Genomic DNA, 16,981 nt, shown 5'->3' on the forward strand with positions numbered 1-16,981 from the left:
CTTGATATTCCTTACATGTCACAGTCGTGTTGCAGCCGTTCGGCATATCAACGGAATGCAACAGCCGTCACAGACCGGAACGGGCAACCCAATCGCCGTAGAAAATCACCAACGCGACTAACACAAACAGCAATTCAATCATCCAGAAGCGAATCACAACCTTGACTTCCGGCCACCCCTTCAATTCGAAATGATGATGGATCGGAGCCATCTTGAACACACGCTTGCGTGTCATTTTGAAATAGCCAACCTGAATAACATCACTCATGGTTTCAATCACAAACAGGCCGCCAAGGATAATCGCCAGAAATTCCGTATGCGTGGCAATGGACATGGCCGCGAACAGGCCGCCAAGCGCTAGAGAACCGGTATCTCCCATGAAAATGGATGCCGGATTGGAGTTGTACCACAGGAATCCGAAGCACGCCATCGCCGTACAGGCCGCGATGATGGTCAAGTCAAGGGGATCGGACACCGCGTAGGCGAAGCCCTCATGCCCCGAGCCCTTGAGATGGTAGAACTCCCAAAAAGCAATCACCGCATATCCCATGAATGCGATCATCGAAGAACCAGCGGCCAATCCGTCAAGGCCATCGGTCAGGTTGATGGCATTGGTCCATGCGGTCATCAGGAAGTTCACCCAAATCACGAACAGCACGATGGCCACGGCTTTGCCTGCGAACTCGAAACTGAAAAACGGCTTTTCAATGAAGCTCATGCCGGCCTGCGCACTGGGGAAACCGGATTTCGTCGGCAGAATCAACGCCAGTACCGCATAGATGGTGGCAAGAATGAACTGGCCGATGAATTTACCTTTGACTGTCAGACCTTCACTCTGCTTTTTGCGAACCTTCGCGAAATCGTCGATGAATCCCAGCATACCCATCGACAGCATGGCGAACAGCACCAGCAGTGCCGACCATGACGGTACCTCTCCCCTGGTGATGAAGCGATACAACGCCGACGAGCCCCAGCCCAACACAACCGCCAGATTGATGACCATGCCACCCAACGTAGGCGTGCCACGCTTGACCAGATGGGACTTCGGACCATCTTGGCGTATGTACTGGCCGTAATTAAGCTTGTGTACCAAACGAATCAGCAGCGGGGTTCCCACAATCGTCACACCCAGCGACACCACAATTCCGATGATGAGCGAAATCACCTGATGTTCTCCGTTTCAGTCAGACATTCTTCAGATAACGTCGATTATTCGATTATTCAAATCTTGCTAAATGCTTTTGTTCTATTGTGCAGCCAGGGCCTGCCAACGTTCAGCCAGAGCACTCAAGCCAGAAGCGTGGGAACCTTTAAGCAGCACCACGGCACCTGGATGTTCGACGGCGAGTCGCGTCACAAGACGATCGGCCTCATCGATATCGTGGACCCAATCGACGTGAGAAGCGTCTCCCGCCAAGGATGCGCCGTCAGCCATGGCACCTGCCAGAGCGTCCAGAGAGGCATCGGATGCACTGCCAACCGTCAGCAGCGCATCAACCCCACCTTCCAACGCATACCGGCCGATACCAACATGCAAATCCTTTTCATCCGGACCAAGCTCAAGCATGGCGCCCAACACCGCAATACGGAATGGCTGGCTTTCGGAACCAGCCTTCCAACGCAGCAATCCGTCAAGACCAGCTTTCATGGAATCAGGATTGGCGTTGAATGAATCATCAATCAGCGTGAATGACGTTTCCTGCTTGTTCACGGTGGAAACAGCCATACGATGGGGGCTGATGGTCGTCACATCCGACAATACTGATGCGACCTCGCCAATCGACATGCCCAAACGCATCGCTACCGAAGCGGCGGCAAGCGCATTCATGACATTATGCTGACCGCAGATGCCCAAGGTGACTTCGGCATGCTCGCCATCACCATTTTCCAGAGTGAAGGACGGATGATCCAACTCGTCGCAACGCACATGCTGAGCGGTGATCGCAGGATTGCCACCATCACCATTCGGAAGTCCGAACCACATCACGTCGCCCGGAGCGAAGGCGCTCATCGCAGCCACATGCTCGTCGTTCGCATTCAGCACGGAAAGACCCCCAGGAACGAGGCCATGAATGATTTCTGACTTGGCCTGCGCGATGCGTTCCGCAGAGCCGAATTCGCCCAGATGAGCGACGCCGACTTTCAGCACAACCGCGATGTCCGGCGGTACCAGCGACGTCAGATTGGCGATTTCCCCAACATGGTTGGCGCCCATTTCCGCTACCAAAAAACGAGTTTCGGCATTTACTTTGAGCGAGGTCAGGGGCAGGCCGATTTCGTTATTGAACGATCCGACCGGCGCAACTGTTGGTCCCATATGAGACAGCAACGCCTTCATAAGATCCTTGGTGGTGGTCTTGCCGACGGAACCGGTGATGCCGACCACCGTAAACGGAGTCCCTAGCGCGCGACGGCGCTCGATATTGTGCTTGGCCAATGCCCCCAAGGCCAACACCGTATCCTCCACCACAATCTGAGGCACACCGGCGTCGGCGATCTCATGGTCGACTATTGCGGCAACGGCACCTTGAGCGCCCACGTGCGGCACGTAATCGTGACCGTCCACACGCTCTCCGGCAATCGCTACGAAAACCGAACCTTCAACGATCTGCCGTGAATCGGTGAATGCGCTGGTGGCCACCGGCGTATTCACTGCCGCAGTGCCGGCAATCAGCCGTCCCTGAACTGCCTGGGCGATCTCCTCCAAGCTCATTGGCATCATGGTCAGGCTGCTCACTGTGATTTCTCCTCTGTGTTGCTGTTCCGTTTACTGTTCATGTTGTTTACGATTATCGTGTGTGTGCTTTACGTATCCGTTCTGATTGAAACTAGTTCAGATCTCGGGATACGCGCAACGCGCTTTTGATATTGGCCTTGCGTACACCCGCCGCAAGCACCATCGATATGGACAGCGACAATGCGCTGCTGTTCGTCTGCCCGTATGCCACTGCCGCTTGCGATGCGAGCACATCGGATTCCTGCGTACGGACGGCGATATGGGTCCGCTTTCCGACGGTACATCCGAATCGCGCAACCGATTTGACGATCTCGGCTTCGCCTAGACCATTGTCATCGCAACCAAGCACATCGACACTTACCGACTGCAATGCATCGTCTTTCAATGTCTCCTCGCTCAAAGCGAGAATCACAGCAGCAGCACCGTCTTCAGCGCACACAGCCATCGTACGCTGCACGTCAAGAATCGACAATGGATAGTTCAGATCGAGATATCGTTCCAACGATTGCGAGTTGCCCGAGCTGATCACACCAACCGGATTACCAAGCATATGCAGGAAATCAGCAAGATCCCTCACTCCCTGGTCCACCGCCTGCGCATCGTTTCCCGCCACGGCGAACACCGCCAACGAATCGGACGGGCTACCCGCCAATTCGCTGGCAAGCCTACCCAACTGCTGTGCGGTCGGCTCGGCATAGATCACAGGAATCTGTATGCCTTCCGTCTTACCACGCAACGCATGAGGTACCACCGCACCATATGCGCCAAGCGCCTGAGCCTGACGCAACTGTTGCTCATCCACCGGTGCGGACGGCATGAACAACGATCCCGGCCGCACCGAATCGATATCGTCTGCAATGGACGTGATCGTCACTTCAGTGGCAAACGTAGGATCCAAGTCAAAGCCATATCTGCTGGCAAGCAGACCCAATGTCATTCGTCTGTTCATGGACTCACTGACCGCGCTCATCTTTCCGCCCTCCGTTCTTCATACTCGCATACTCACCAAGTTACTGGAATAGCATCAGTTCGCGGACTTGACGCCGGCACTTCATACTTCTGCATAAGGAATTCACCAATCTCCGCGGTAACCGGACCTGTCGTCAGACCACCAAAAACGCTTTGCGGATCCTTCAGAACCACCGTGACGACAAAGCGAGGATTGTCTGCGGGAATAATCGCCGAATAATCACTGATAATTGACGACAGTCTGCCATCGGCACCAGCGACTTCCGCCGTACCGGATTTTGCTGCGACACGATAACCATCCACCTTGACGAACTGGTAATGGTCGGACACGGATTCCATGGCGTTCATCACCTGAGAGGCCACCTGCTCGTCAATCACGCGCGTCGCCTCACCCCCGGGCTTTTGCTCTTCGGAATGTCCCTCGGCATCGCTGATCGTCTTGATGATGCGCTGCGGCTTCTTAACACCCTTATTGGCGATCACGGCAACCGCATTCGTCAGCTGAAGCGCATCGGTCGTGTAAGCCTGGCCGAACAACACGGTGTTCTGGGTTCGCAGATCCCATTGATCGGCCGAATATAGCAAACCATCCGATTCGCCAGGAAGACCGAGCCCATTGTCTTGGCCGACACCGAATTTTCTGATGAAATCGTATCGCTGCTCGTTAGACATCTTCTCTCCTGCGATGATCATGCCAACGTTCGACGATTGCTCGAGAATGCCCGCAAGGGTCCAGCGTTCGTCACCGTGAGTGGTCGAATCGCTGTAGGTCTGCCCGTTCACCGTGATATGGTCCGGCACAGTGAATTTGTCTGACGCCTGATGCAATCCAAGCTGGATCATGCCCGACATTGTGAAGACCTTGCCAATGGAACCAGGCTCAAACGTTTCTCTGACGGCCCTGGAAACCGTCATCTTCGCCTGATCACTGCCGGCTTCGATCTCGTCACTGTCGGCAAGCGCGAGAATATCCCCCGTTTGAGTGTCCTGCACCACAGCAATTCCCCATGGCGAACTGTATTTCTCGCAGCTTTCTCTCAGTACTTTTTCGACATACCACTGCACGTCGTGGTCGATGGTCAGTGTGATGTCGGATCCATTGACCGCATCTTTTGATTCGGTCATGGTTCCTGGGATTTCGACGCCGTTGTTGCCTTGTTGGTAGACCCGGTATCCATCTTCGCCGGTCAGCGTCTTGTTTTCCATTTGTTCGATACCGGCGACGCCTTTGCCTTCGCTATCGACGCCTCCCAGCAACGCCCCCATCAAGGTTCCGTTGGAATAGATGCGTTCGTTGCTGAGTTCCGCATAGACGATACCGCCCAAATTGAGCTTGGAGATTTTGCGTTTAACCGCCGGCGTCACGTCTTTCTTCAGCACCGCGTATTGGCCTGTCCCCGAGAGCATGGCGCCCAATTCGGTAGCATCCATGTCCAGCACCGGAGCGAGCAGCCTGGCCACAGCCGCGGCTCCTGTGGCACCTACCGGTTTGCCGTCGATCTGGTGGCAGTTGTCTCCAGTCTGTTTGGTGCAGGTTGTTGGCGTGAAGGCCTGCGCCTCCTCGGGATTGCCGATGATGGTGTATCGTTCCACGCTCTGCGCGAGGATCGAACCGTTCGTGTCCATGATTTTGCCGCGACTCGCCTTTAATGTCACGGTGATGGTTCGGCTTTGCGCCGCGGCCTGCGCCATGCTTTTGCCGTTGACCAGCTGGACGTTGGCCAATTGGATAAGGCATGCCGTGCCCATCAGCGCCAGAATGACGCCGATAGCCATGGTTTTTGTAACCAGCTTCTTATGGAAACGCGCGTACGTGCTGCGAAAAGGATTCACTGAACGTCGTCTCCGCTTGGCTGATAGCCATTCAGATCAATCGTCAAGGCACCTTTTTGAGGTACCATGCCCATTTCCTCGGCTTTGCTTGGCAGAGAGGCTTCAAGCTCGTCAAGCTTGGTCTGATCATCTTCCACGTCTTGCGTCAAACGGGTGATGTTCGACTCGATCTGGTTCGCTTCGAAGGAATGTTGCACCATTTGGGTGCGTAGCATCAAGGATCCCACAAGGCAGACTCCAAGGAAAACGACAGCAATGACCAAATGCAGCAATGGGGTGCTTCTGGTGCGAGTCCATGTGATGAGCTGTTCGACTCCCCGCTTGACACCATTGCCTTCGGCACGTGTTCCTTTGACGACATGCAATTCAGGGCGAGTGGTGCCTGCGATTTCGTTTTGGTCCCGGCGTCCTGCGGGAGCCGCGTTTGATGCGATCGTTCTTGGTGCGGACACGTTCAGCCCCTCCTTCCTTGTCGTTTCATGCTTGCGTAGTCATTGCCTTGGTCGAATCGTTTTCGCCAGCGTTCGGGAATTGGTCTGGTCAGTTCCACTGCACGCAATCGTACGGAAGCCGACCTCGGATTCATGGCGATTTCCTCGTCGCCGGCTTTGATGGCGCCTCGCGTAAGCTCCTTGAAGAACGGCATCATATCCGGCGGAATCACCGGCATGTCCGCAGGCACGTCAGTTTTCAGACCTTGATTCATGAATGTTTTGACGGTTTTGTCTTCCAGCGAATGGTACGACTCCACCACCAAACGCCCTCCCACCGCGAGATGGTTGGCGATCTGGGGCAATGTCCCCGCCAATTTGTCGAGCTCACCGTTGACTTCGATACGCAGCGCTTGAAACACTCGTTTGGCAGGATTTCCTGCAGGACGGTGCGCCTGAGGCACAACCTCATCCACAAGACGGTTAAGCTGCCCTGATGTGGTCAACGGCTCGATCTCACGCCTACGCACGATTGCACGGGCAATCTGCTTGGAGAAGCGTTCCTCACCATACGTACGGAAAATGCGCGCCAGATCGGCAACCGAATAATCGGCAAGCACCTGCTCAGCGGTCAATGGCTGGGTCACGTCCATACGCATGTCCAAAGGCGCATCGTGGGAATATGAAAATCCCCGCTCCGTCTCATCGATCTGCAGACTTGACAATCCCAGATCCATGAACACGGCATTCACTTGATCGATTCCTCGATCATCAAGCACTTGCGCGAAATCGTCGAATGCGGCATGCACAGGTATGAAGCGATCGGCAAGTCCTTCCATCTGCATTCGCTGCGTGGCAAGCGCAAGGGCCTCAGTGTCTCGGTCGATGCCAATCAGGCGAGCATGCGGGCTCGCTTTAAGGAATGCCGTGGAATGCCCGGCCAAGCCAAGCGTGCAATCCACGGCGATCGACCCCGGATTCGCCAATGCAGGCGCCACCAGATCCACGCAGTCACGCAGCAACACTGGCTGATGAATCGTTGTCACATCTGTCATCAGAATTCCACCGCCGGTAATACGTCATCGGCAATATCGGAATATCCCTGCTCCTTTTCGGCGAGATAATCCTCCCATGCCTGCTTATTCCAAATCTCCGCTCGGGTTCCCACACCAATCACCACAATGTCGCTTTCCAAATTCGCGTAATCGCGCAACATCTGCGGCACGAGCACACGTCCTTGCTTGTCCGGCTCCTGGTCAACGGCACCGGAAAGAAATACGCGCAAATAGTCGCGCGCGGCCTTGTTGCCCATGGATGTGCGCTGAATCTGCAACGCGATCCGGCGAAATTCCGATTGGGGCAGCAGGTAAACGCAACGTTCCTGACCTCTGGCCATCACCATGCCCGATCCCAATTGACTGCGAAATTTCGCAGGCAGTGCCATGCGTCCTTTGGCGTCGATTTTTGGAGTGTATGTTCCCAGCAGCAATGGCGGCAATCCCGCCATCATGCTGCCCGCCTGCATTGCATCGTCCTCGGAGAATGGCGTGGTTTCAACGCTTTGAACCATCACCACACCTCCTTATTCAACACACAGAAACACCTCAGGCCCAAGACTCTTTCCCCACTCTACCCCACGGATCACCATAAATCCCCACATAAATGGAAAAACAGCAAATAAAAGTACGTTTCTCCCCACAATGAACAAACTCCATCGGAATTCATTCGTCATCCTGTCCTAGAGACATCACTTTTCGCTTGGCAATAACGTTTTCGTAGAAGCCTCGGGGTACATTGGAGTGCCTAAGTTTTGTGAGGAAGGGATTGCAGATGTCGAGTTATTCCGCCCAGTTGCGCGAAGAGCAACAGGCCGTCAGCCGTGCGTATGGTCGCTTGGACGACCTACGGGCTCAAGCTCGTGCCCGTCTCGACACCGTGCGCGCAGCTGGCTCGCACGGTTCACCCACGCAACGCACCGAACGCGACTCCTTCGCCACCATGTACGAGGACCGTCTCACCCAGTTGCGTGCGGTCGAAGACCGTCTGGTGTTCGGCAGGCTCGATGATGTTCACGGCGCGCACCGGTACATCGGTCGTATCGGATTGTCCGACGAGCACCATGAGCCGATCCTCACCGATTGGCGAGCCGACGCGGCACGTCCATTCTATGAGGCGACGCCTTCGCATCATGGCGATATCGTGATGCGCCGCCATATCACGCTAAGTTTCCGTGAAGTGGTCGGCGTCGAAGATGAGGTACTCGATGTGCATTCCGACCAAGTGGGTCAAGCGTCCTCGGACGGCACGTTAACTGGTGAAGGCGCGCTGCTTGCATCATTGAACGCCAAACGCACTGGCAAGATGACCGACATCGTGGCCACCATCCAAGCCGAACAGGACCGTATTATCCGTGCGGACCTCAATCAGGCCGTGGTGGTGCAGGGCGGTCCGGGTACCGGCAAAACCGCCGTCGCCCTGCATCGTGCGGCATATCTGCTCTACACACATCGAAGAATGCTCGAACGTTCCGGTGTGCTGGTAGTCGGCCCTAGCTCCACGTTCCTGCACTACATCGACCAGGTGCTGCCCTCCCTTGGTGAGACCGGAGTGGTCAGCCGTACCATCGCCGATCTCATTCCCGGCGTAATCGCGACAGCGCATGATGATCCGTTCGCGGCAAAACTCAAGGGCGACCGACGCATGGCCAAGACCATCGCCAACGCCGTCGCAGCAAGGGAACGTGTTCCTTCGCAGTTGCCGTCGATTCGCATCAACGGATTCACTGTGCCCATCGTGCGCACGGATATCGAGCAGGCCATCACCGATGCCAAGCGCACGCGACAGCAGCACAACAAGGCACGCGAAACCTTCGTGCACAGCATGCTGATCGCCATGCGCAACCGTTATGTGGACAAACTTGATTATGAGCCGGAACAGGCCGAATTGACGGATGTGATGCAGCAGCTGCGCATGAACGATGCACTGCGTAAGACGTTGAATCTCGCCTGGCTGCCGATGACCGGCGAATGGCTGGTCGACCAATTGTTCTGCAAGCCGCAGCAACTTCGCCGTTTCGCACCTTGGCTTGAGGAACGAGACATCGAAGCGCTGACTCGTCCGAAGGGATCGCCGTTCACAGTCGGCGACGTTCCCTTGCTAGATGAGGCCATGGAGCTACTTGGTCCCGACCCGAAGGCGATCGCCCGTCAAAAGGAGTTGGACGCCAAACGCGCCGAAGAAGAGCAATTCGCGCAAGACACGTTGGCGCAGGCTGGCATCGGTTCCGGCATCGTCACCTCGCAAATGCTGGTGGATAACATCAACGGTATGGACGCTGAACTCACCGCGCAGCGCGCCGCCTCGGACCGCGAATGGACGTATGGCCATATCGTCGTCGATGAGGCTCAGGAACTCACCGCCATGGATTGGCGTATGCTCATCCGCCGTTGCCCATCGCGTTCGTTCACCATTGTGGGCGACGTAGCGCAAACGTCCGCGTTGGGCGGCACCCGTTCGTGGCGACGCATGATGGATCCCCTGTTCGGACCTCGCAATTGGCAGCTCAACGAATTGACGATCAACTACCGTAATCCAAAGGAAGTATCGCAGCTCGCCTGCGATTTCGCGGCCGCCGAAGGTTTGTACATCTCCACCGTCAATGCGGTTCGCGGTGTGCCTGATTCGGTCAAGCGTTTCACCTTGGCTGATGAAAGTCTGATTTTCGACGCCGTGGCGCAGCAGACCGTCGATCTGGTTCGTTCGTACATATCCGCCGACGGCACTGGACGTGTGGCCATCATTGCGCCTGATGATATGGTCAAGCCACTGCGTAGGCGCGTGTACGAACAGTTGCGTGAAACATTGCCGGCAAAGGAATTCGACCGTCTTGATGCGCAAAGTTCCTGGGATGAGCAGGTGACCGTCTGCTCCACCCAAATGGTGAAGGGACTGGAGTATGACGCAGTGATGGTGGTACAGCCGGGAATCATCGAGGAGAACGCTCCTTCGCGCATTGTGGCAGCCGCCGATCTGTACGTCGCCATGACCAGGCCGACGCAACGTCTGCTTATAGTCCGGACAAATGCTGACGAAAAACTGCTCAAACTATAAGGTAGGAATCATGCCTAAAGCATTGTTACTTGAAAACATTCATCCCGACGCGGCGCAGTCGCTGCGTGACCACGGCTTCGAAGTCGAGTGCCTCAAGGGCGCTCTCAACGAAGACGAACTCATCGACGCTCTGGAAGGCGTTGACCTTCTGGGGATCCGATCCAAAACCAGCGTGACCCGCAAAGTCATCGATGCCCGTCCGACGCTCACCGCGGTTGGATGCTTCTGCATAGGTACCAATCAGGTTGATCTTGACTATGCGGGCAAGCATGGCATCGCCGTGTTCAATGCCCCATATTCGAACACCCGTTCCGTGGTGGAACTGGTCATCGGCGATATCATCTGCCTAATGCGCCGCATTCCCGCGCACACCCATCACATGAAGCATGGCATGTGGGATAAATCCGCTTCCGGATCCCATGAGGTGCGAGGCAAGACGCTCGGCATCATCGGCTACGGCAATATCGGTTCCCAGCTTTCCGTCATCGCCGAGGCGCTTGGCATGCGTGTGGTGTTCTACGACATCGAAGAGAAGCTTGCCATGGGCAATGCTTACCGTTGCTCCACGCTGAACGAGCTGCTTGAGCAGTCCGATGTGGTCACTTTGCATGTCGATGGCCGCAAGTCCAATACCGGTTTCTTCGGTGAGGATCAGTTCGCCCATATGAAGCAGGATTCGATTTTCATCAATCTGTCCCGCGGTTTCGTAGCGGATTTGGACGCGTTGAAGAAGCATTTGGATTCCGGTCATATTTCGGGCGCCGCGGTGGATGTGTTCCCGGTCGAGCCGAAGAAAAGCGGCGATGAATTCTTGACGAACCTTGCGGATGAAGACAATATGATTCTGACCCCGCATATTGGCGGTTCCACGCTTGAAGCGCAGAAATCCATCGGCCAGTTCGTTTCACAGCGTCTTGAGGATTATTGGTTCAAGGGTTCCACGATGTTGTCGGTTAATCTTCCGCAGATTACCTTGTCCGATATCCGTTCGAACTTCCGCATCGCGCATCTTCATGCGAATCTACCTGGCGTCCTCGCCAAGGTGAACCACGTGCTTGGGGAAGAGAACATCAATATCGCAGCCCAGGCGCTTGGTACCGAAGGTGAAATCGGCTATGTGGTCACTGATGTGGCGCAGCGCCCGAGCCAGAAAGCTTTGGATGAGCTTGCAGCCATTGAAGGCACGATCCGCATGCGTGTAATCAGCTGACGGTCTGCAATACGGCATACGTCAATACTGCATGTATGCATTGTGGGGGTTCCAACCTAAGCGGCTGGAACCCCCACAATGCATACACTTCATGTCATTGCCGTAATCGCTCAACTTTTGCGTCACCTAGTCCATCCTTGACAAGACAACGCCTTGTCGCACGTTTTAATAGCGACTGCCCAAACTACTTCAGCGCGTCAGCTTTCAGCTCATTGATCGCATTCTGAAAATCCCCAAGATTCTCAAAGTTCTGATACACACTGGCGAAACGCATATAGGCGACCTCGTCGAGATCACGCAACGGTTTCAGAATGGCTTTGCCGACCTCGTCGGACTTGACTTGGGCAAGCCCCCGAGCACGAAGGTCCTCTTCAACCTGCTGACCGAGCGCCTTCAAATCGTCTTCTTTGATTGGGCGACCCTGACATGCTTTTCGAACACCGGAAATCACCTTGTTCCTATCGAACTGTTCGACGTTGCCGGAGCGCTTCACCACCAACAGCATGGTGGTCTCCAGCGTGGTAAAACGCTTGGAACATTTCGGACACTCTCGCCTACGGCGAATGGAGTGGCCGTCATCGCTGATGCGGGTATCGACCACCTTTGTATCTGGATTCTGACAAAACGGGCAATGCATGGTGTTAAGAATAGCCTGAGCCATTGAACTAGGCCAACCCCACGTGAGTCACACCTTGTCAGGAACGATAAGCCTTTGCCCGGCCCTTAACGAGACAGAGTCCAGATCATTCAAGCGCACCAGCTCATCCACCGTACACGAATCATCGCAGCACTACTTCTCGAACAGCCGCCCCATCGAACACATGTTCTAGGTATGGCACATGTGTTCGACAAATGCAAACACACCTCGAACAGATGTTTGATTTTCTCGTCGTTTCGCGTTATGCTGACCTGAGACCTGAAAGGAGCCCACCGTGAGCACCGTCCCATTCACACCCAAAAAGGATGCCGAACGTCCGGATGAAAGCACGCTGACCGATCGTCAGCGCAAGGTGCTCGGTGCCATCAAAAAGCATCTGGCCGAACAAGGCTTCGCCCCTTCGTTCCGCGAAATCGGCGAAGCCGCAGGGCTGAAAAGTCCGTCATCCGTCAAACACCAGCTGCAGGTGCTTGACGAAAGGGGTTTTATTCGCATGAATGCGAACAAGGGCAGGGCTATTGAAGTCGTAAGCTTTGACGATGCATCCTCGTCGAGCAGGGTGACACAGGTCATTCCATTCCCAGCCCAATCCGATTCCAGCGGTTCCATCATGGCCTCACGAGATGTTCCTTTGGTGGGGCGCATCGCCGCGGGAGTGCCCATCACCGCCGAACAGCATGTGGATGATGTGATGCGACTGCCCGAACGACTCACCGGTACCGGAAATCTGTTCATGCTTGAGGTGCACGGCGATTCCATGATCGACGCAGCCATTTGCGACGGCGATTTTGTGGTGGTACGCGAGCAGAACACCGCAGAGAACGGGGATATTGTGGCGGCACTGCTCGACGATGAGGCCACAGTGAAGACGTTCCGCAAGGATCATGGTCATGTCTGGCTTATTCCGCACAATCCCGCTTACTCCCCCATTGATGGCACGCATGCTGAGATCATGGGCAAGGTGGTTACCGTACTCCGCAAGATCTAAGGCATAGGAATCGTCTCGTCGTTTACGGAACCGCGCTCTTGAACGTGAAGTCAGATGTTTGTTTTCACGTCCAAGAGCGCGGTTTTTCATAACACAGCAGGGTTCCCGTTGGTCAGGAATGCATTTCGGGTTTGCTCGCCGAACTATATCCCTCCGGTTCGAGCTGGAAGGTAGTGTGCGGAACCGATACGGGGAAATGTTCACGCAGGCAGTCCTGTAGTTGGGCGAGTATTTCCGCGGCCCCCTTCATGGTGAGGTCTCGTTCGACCACGACATGCGCCATGAGGATCGGCATGCCGGTGGATACTGTGCTGGCGTGAAGGTCGTGCACAGCAATAACATGTGGCACTTGCTCCAAATGGGCCCGTACTTCGTCAAGGTCAAGTCCCTTGGGTGTTTCTTCCAAGAGCACACGGACCGCGTTGCGCAGGAGCTTGATGGCGCGTGGAATCATCATGAGCGCGATGACGCCGCCGGCAACCGCGTCAAAGCCGGCCCAGCCGGTGCAGATGAGCACGATTGCCGATACGATTACGGCTACGGATCCCAAGGCATCGTTCATGACTTCGAGGAACGCCGCTTTCATGTTCATGTTGTCTTCGCTTTGCGATGCGAGGATGAAGATTGATCCGACGTTGGCGGCGAGGCCGAGTATGCCCATGAAGAGCAACAGCCGCACGTCGCTTATTTCGTCAGCAGACCCTCCGAAGAGTCTCATGCCCGCTTCCACGAGTGCATAGATGCCGACGATGAGGAGTATGAGGGCTCCGACTGCCGCAGTGAGCACTTCGAGCCGCGCCCATCCCCAAGTGCGTTTGTTGCTGGGTTTGCGTTGCATCAGTATTGCGGTGACGGTTGATGCGATGAGCACGGACATGTCGGTGAGCATATGGCCTGCATCTACGAGCAGTGCCAATGATCCGGTGATGATTGCGCTGACGACTTCCGCTATGAATACCGTCGAGGTGAGTCCCAGTGACATCATGAGTCGTTTTTGATGTTCCGCTCCTACGTTCGCCGTTGTTCCGTACGTGTGGTCGCGTGCCATGTATATAATCCTTCAACCTAATTGATTGAGGAACTTATTGAAATTGTTTCTCAATACCATTTTCATTGCTTGTAAAACGCAAGAAACCCCAGCCAAAGGCTGGGGTTTCCGTTATTTCTGCTTGCAGTCTAACGACTCATCATCCGTCTGTCAATACCCAGATCAAACAAAAACACGACAACTCGTGCGACAGCAAGGCGCACAAAAGTACGTCGCATTCCGTGTAACGCAGCTGACACTCCGTTACCGCGTTTTTTATCAGAAGCCGAATTGGGCGGCGGTTTCCTTCAGCGTCTCTGCAGAGCGCGTAAGGGCTGCGAGCTCGCGGTCGGACACCGGGGTGTTGATGGCGGTGTTGACGCCGGAGCGGTTGAGGAGGGTCGGCACGGACATGCAGACGTCGGAGATGCCGTGGAAGTCGTGGAGCATGGAGCTCACCGGCAGGATGCGGTTGGAGTCGCGCATGACGGCTTCGATGATGTCGACGCCGGACATGCCGATGGCGTAGTTGGTTGCACCCTTGCCGTTGATGATCTTGTAGGCGGCGTTCTTGACGTCCTGGTGGATCTGCTCACGGACTTCGGCGTCGAGCGGGGCGTGGCCCGGCAACGGGGTCCAGTCGCACATCGGGACGCCACCGATGGTGGCGGAGGCCCACAGCGGCACTTCGGAGTCGCCGTGTTCGCCGGCGATGTAGGCGTGCACATTCTTGACGTTGACGCCGGTCTGCTGGGCGATCAGGAAGCGCAAGCGTGCGGAGTCAAGGTTGGTGCCGGAGCCGAAGACCTGGTTTGCCGGCAGGCCGGAGATCTTCTGGGCAACATGGGTTGCGATGTCGACCGGGTTGGTAATGAGCATGTAGATGGCGTTCGGAGCGACCTTCACGAGACCTGGAATGATGGCCTTGAGGATGTTGATGGTGGCACCGACCAGTTCGAGGCGGGACTGGCCCGGCTTCTGGCGCGGACCTGCGGTGATAACGATCATGTCGGCGTCGCGGCAGATTTCCGGATCGTCGGAGCCTGCGATGGACACGGTCGGGAAGAAGCTGGAGCCGTGCTGCATGTCGAGCACTTCGGCTTCGACACGTTCCTTGGCGATGTCTTCGAGCACGATCTCACGTGCGACGCCACGCTGAGCGGCAGCGAAAGCGAGAGTGGAGCCGACTGCACCGGCACCGATGATAGCGAGCTTTGTGGGCTTGATTGGTGAATCCACCATGTGCTTACCTCTCTTACAAGAAAAGAATGTCCCGCTGGTAGCAGGTTTCTCCTTAGGATTTCATCTTTACTCTATCCATACAGCATGACGTTTTGATGCGTTGTAACACGACTTGCAGGTACTGAAAAGTGATATGCCTCACAAAGCATGTGAGCGCTCACAAATGCTGTGCCCGTTGCGTTGCACTGTTTTGCAAGGTTTTCAGCCGATTGACTGTTCCACGATTTGTGCAGCTAAATGATCGTCCACTTCCGCTTCGAGCATCATGCCGTCGTCACGGTATTCGACGTTGATCACCTTGCCGTATTCACGCACGCGCGACACCAGCGAACCGGCAGTATATGGCAGCAACGCCTCGACATGCACGTTTGGTGCCGGCAGCACGGATTCCACCTGCATACGCAGCTCGTCGACGCCTTCGCCGGAAAACGCCGACACGATGTACGCTTCCGGCATCAACGCCTCGATACGCTCGCGCATGGCCTCATCCATACGGTCGGCCTTGTTGAACACGATGATCGTGGGAATGGTTTCGACGCCGTCGATGTCGGCAAGTACATCGTCGACCGCGTCGATTTGCGAGAACGGATCCGGATGCGAGCCGTCCACCACATGCACGATCAGATCGGCTTCAGCGACCTCCTCCAGTGTGGATTTGAACGCTTCAATCAGCTGCGTGGGCAAACGCCGTACGAATCCGACAGTATCGACGTACGCATATCGGCGTCCGTCTTTGGCCCGCGCCCTGCGCACCGCGGTGTCCAAGGTGGCGAACAGCGCGTTTTCCACCAGTTCCGCGGAACCGGTCAGTCGATTCGTCAACGACGATTTTCCTGCGTTCGTATATCCGACCACGGCAACGGTGGGCAATCCGAAACGGCGACGAGCGCCACGTTTGACGTCACGCGCGGGAGCCATCTGTTCGATCTGTTTGCGGAGTTTGGCAATTCGGCTGCGAATTACGCGGCGGTCCATTTCGATTTTCGTTTCGCCAGGTCCTCGCGAGCCGATGCCCGCATCCCCCGCGGCTCGTCCGCCTGCCTGGCGTGATAGTGATCCGCCCCAGCCTCGCAGTCGCGGCAGCATGTATTCAAGCTGCGCCAGTTCCACTTGGGCTTTGCCCTCGCGTGAGGTCGCATGTTGGGCGAAAATGTCGAGGATCACGGCAGTGCGGTCCACGACCTTCACTTTGGTGGCGTCTTCCAAGGCGCGGCGTTGGCTTGGCGGTAGGTCATCGTCCACAACGATGGTGTCGGCTTCCTCTTGCGCCACGATTCCGGCGAGTTCGCGGGCTTTGCCGGAGCCAACGTATGTGGCTGCGTCCGGTTTGATACGATGCTGCAGCAGGCCGTCGCATACTACGGCACCGGCGGTTTCGGCGAGCGCGGCAAGTTCTCGCAATGATTCTTCGGCCTGTGCCTGTGTGGTTTCACGGCTGGACCACACACCGACGAGCACGACGCGTTCGAGGCGGACTTTTCGGTATTCGACTTCGGTGACGTCTTGCATTTCGCCGAGTCCGGACACATGCTTCAACGCATTGCGGGATTCGCGTTCCTGCCATTGTTCGTCATGGGATTCATTGAAATGGTTCTCGCCGTTGGTATCAAGCAGCACTTCGGACTGGTCGGCGAGCACGCCTGACACGTCATTGGCACTCATGCTATGCTCGATGTCGTTTTCTTGGCTCAATGGCACCTCTCACGGTTAAACTATGGTGTCTTTATTATCATCATTCTCTAGAGACATGGGTATCGGGCATTCGCCACGTGGACG

General features: G+C 55.8%; 14 protein-coding genes. 3 read left to right on the plus strand and 11 right to left on the minus strand.

All coding sequences use genetic code 11. The features are described 5' to 3' along the window. Positions 1 to 67: 67 nt before the first annotated feature. The 7 genes from mraY to mraZ all read right to left on the minus strand — a co-directional run bounded on the left by mraY (position 68) and on the right by mraZ (position 7,540). Positions 68 to 1,165, minus strand: coding sequence for a phospho-N-acetylmuramoyl-pentapeptide-transferase (gene mraY / locus BBKW_RS07135; RefSeq protein WP_033500489.1), 1,098 nt, complete (start codon positions 1,163 to 1,165; stop codon positions 68 to 70). A gap of 81 nt (positions 1,166 to 1,246) precedes the next feature. Continuing rightward, a complete protein-coding gene (locus BBKW_RS07140; protein WP_033500488.1) occupies positions 1,247 to 2,722 on the minus strand; it encodes a UDP-N-acetylmuramoyl-tripeptide--D-alanyl-D-alanine ligase in 1,476 nt (491 codons plus the stop codon). A gap of 106 nt (positions 2,723 to 2,828) precedes the next feature. Then, the gene (locus tag BBKW_RS07145) at positions 2,829 to 3,707 is read right to left on the minus strand and encodes a hypothetical protein (RefSeq protein WP_022245007.1); all 879 of its coding nucleotides are present in this window, start codon (positions 3,705 to 3,707) and stop codon (positions 2,829 to 2,831) included. 32 nt (positions 3,708 to 3,739) lie between these two features. Further along, entirely contained in the window at positions 3,740 to 5,482 is a 1,743-nt protein-coding gene (locus tag BBKW_RS07150; protein WP_048349530.1) for a peptidoglycan D,D-transpeptidase FtsI family protein, read from the minus strand. A 53-nt stretch (positions 5,483 to 5,535) separates the two neighbouring features. Then, positions 5,536 to 5,991 (minus strand): cell division protein FtsL, encoded by a 456-nt coding sequence (ftsL, locus tag BBKW_RS07155; protein ID WP_033500486.1) that lies wholly within the window; start codon positions 5,989 to 5,991, stop codon positions 5,536 to 5,538. A 2-nt stretch (positions 5,992 to 5,993) separates the two neighbouring features. Next, entirely contained in the window at positions 5,994 to 7,025 is a 1,032-nt protein-coding gene (gene rsmH, locus BBKW_RS07160) for a 16S rRNA (cytosine(1402)-N(4))-methyltransferase RsmH (RefSeq protein WP_033500485.1), read from the minus strand. Next, the gene (gene mraZ, locus BBKW_RS07165) at positions 7,025 to 7,540 is read right to left on the minus strand and encodes a division/cell wall cluster transcriptional repressor MraZ (RefSeq protein ID WP_003834334.1); all 516 of its coding nucleotides are present in this window, start codon (positions 7,538 to 7,540) and stop codon (positions 7,025 to 7,027) included. The genes rsmH and mraZ overlap by 1 nt, the downstream gene beginning before the upstream one ends. Positions 7,541 to 7,800: 260 nt before the next feature. On the opposite strand from mraZ, the gene BBKW_RS07170 reads away from it, so the two are divergent. Both BBKW_RS07170 and serA read left to right on the plus strand, forming a co-directional pair. After that, positions 7,801 to 10,080, plus strand: coding sequence for a HelD family protein (locus BBKW_RS07170; RefSeq protein ID WP_033500484.1), 2,280 nt, complete (start codon positions 7,801 to 7,803; stop codon positions 10,078 to 10,080). Positions 10,081 to 10,090: 10 nt separating this feature from the next. Next, positions 10,091 to 11,290: a phosphoglycerate dehydrogenase gene (gene serA / locus BBKW_RS07175; RefSeq protein WP_033500483.1), complete on the plus strand. Its 1,200-nt coding sequence runs from the start codon at positions 10,091 to 10,093 to the stop codon at positions 11,288 to 11,290. Between the two features lie 184 nt (positions 11,291 to 11,474). Here serA and nrdR read toward each other — a convergent pair whose 3' ends face one another. Continuing rightward, the gene (nrdR, locus tag BBKW_RS07180) at positions 11,475 to 11,927 is read right to left on the minus strand and encodes a transcriptional regulator NrdR (RefSeq protein WP_033500596.1); all 453 of its coding nucleotides are present in this window, start codon (positions 11,925 to 11,927) and stop codon (positions 11,475 to 11,477) included. A gap of 295 nt (positions 11,928 to 12,222) precedes the next feature. On the opposite strand from nrdR, the gene lexA reads away from it, so the two are divergent. Continuing rightward, on the plus strand, positions 12,223 to 12,936 hold the full coding sequence (gene lexA, locus BBKW_RS07185) for a transcriptional repressor LexA (RefSeq protein WP_033500482.1): 714 nt from the start codon (positions 12,223 to 12,225) through the stop codon (positions 12,934 to 12,936). A 112-nt stretch (positions 12,937 to 13,048) separates the two neighbouring features. Here the strand turns inward: lexA and BBKW_RS07190 are convergent, their stop codons facing one another. The 3 genes from BBKW_RS07190 to hflX all read right to left on the minus strand — a co-directional run bounded on the left by BBKW_RS07190 (position 13,049) and on the right by hflX (position 16,867). Next, on the minus strand, positions 13,049 to 13,984 hold the full coding sequence (locus BBKW_RS07190; protein ID WP_033500481.1) for a cation diffusion facilitator family transporter: 936 nt from the start codon (positions 13,982 to 13,984) through the stop codon (positions 13,049 to 13,051). A 258-nt stretch (positions 13,985 to 14,242) separates the two neighbouring features. Next, positions 14,243 to 15,205 carry an L-lactate dehydrogenase gene (locus tag BBKW_RS07195; RefSeq protein ID WP_004220646.1) on the minus strand — a complete coding sequence of 321 codons (963 nt, stop codon included), beginning with the start codon at positions 15,203 to 15,205 and terminating at the stop codon, positions 14,243 to 14,245. A gap of 201 nt (positions 15,206 to 15,406) precedes the next feature. Then, a complete protein-coding gene (gene hflX / locus BBKW_RS07200) occupies positions 15,407 to 16,867 on the minus strand; it encodes a GTPase HflX (protein ID WP_128832360.1) in 1,461 nt (486 codons plus the stop codon). Between the last annotated feature and the right edge of the window lie 114 nt (positions 16,868 to 16,981).

The organism is Bifidobacterium catenulatum subsp. kashiwanohense JCM 15439 = DSM 21854 (assembly GCF_001042615.1).
Classification (GTDB): domain Bacteria; phylum Actinomycetota; class Actinomycetes; order Actinomycetales; family Bifidobacteriaceae; genus Bifidobacterium; species Bifidobacterium catenulatum.

Bases quoted from the DNA above. Each gene is read 5' to 3' on its own strand.
- BBKW_RS07145 (WP_022245007.1), bottom strand. From the start codon at position 3,707: ATGAGCGCGGTCAGTGAGTCCATGAACAGACGAATGACATTGGGTCTG.
- hflX (WP_128832360.1), bottom strand. From the start codon at position 16,867: ATGAGTGCCAATGACGTGTCAGGCGTGCTCGCCGACCAGTCCGAAGTG.
- BBKW_RS07140 (WP_033500488.1), bottom strand. From the start codon at position 2,722: ATGATGCCAATGAGCTTGGAGGAGATCGCCCAGGCAGTTCAGGGACGG.
- rsmH (WP_033500485.1), bottom strand. From the start codon at position 7,025: ATGACAGATGTGACAACGATTCATCAGCCAGTGTTGCTGCGTGACTGC.
- BBKW_RS07190 (WP_033500481.1), bottom strand. From the start codon at position 13,984: ATGGCACGCGACCACACGTACGGAACAACGGCGAACGTAGGAGCGGAA.
- serA (WP_033500483.1), top strand. From the start codon at position 10,091: ATGCCTAAAGCATTGTTACTTGAAAACATTCATCCCGACGCGGCGCAG.
- nrdR (WP_033500596.1), bottom strand. From the start codon at position 11,927: ATGCATTGCCCGTTTTGTCAGAATCCAGATACAAAGGTGGTCGATACC.
- BBKW_RS07195 (WP_004220646.1), bottom strand. From the start codon at position 15,205: ATGGTGGATTCACCAATCAAGCCCACAAAGCTCGCTATCATCGGTGCC.
- BBKW_RS07150 (WP_048349530.1), bottom strand. From the start codon at position 5,482: ATGGCTATCGGCGTCATTCTGGCGCTGATGGGCACGGCATGCCTTATC.
- BBKW_RS07170 (WP_033500484.1), top strand. From the start codon at position 7,801: ATGTCGAGTTATTCCGCCCAGTTGCGCGAAGAGCAACAGGCCGTCAGC.
- mraZ (WP_003834334.1), bottom strand. From the start codon at position 7,540: ATGGTTCAAAGCGTTGAAACCACGCCATTCTCCGAGGACGATGCAATG.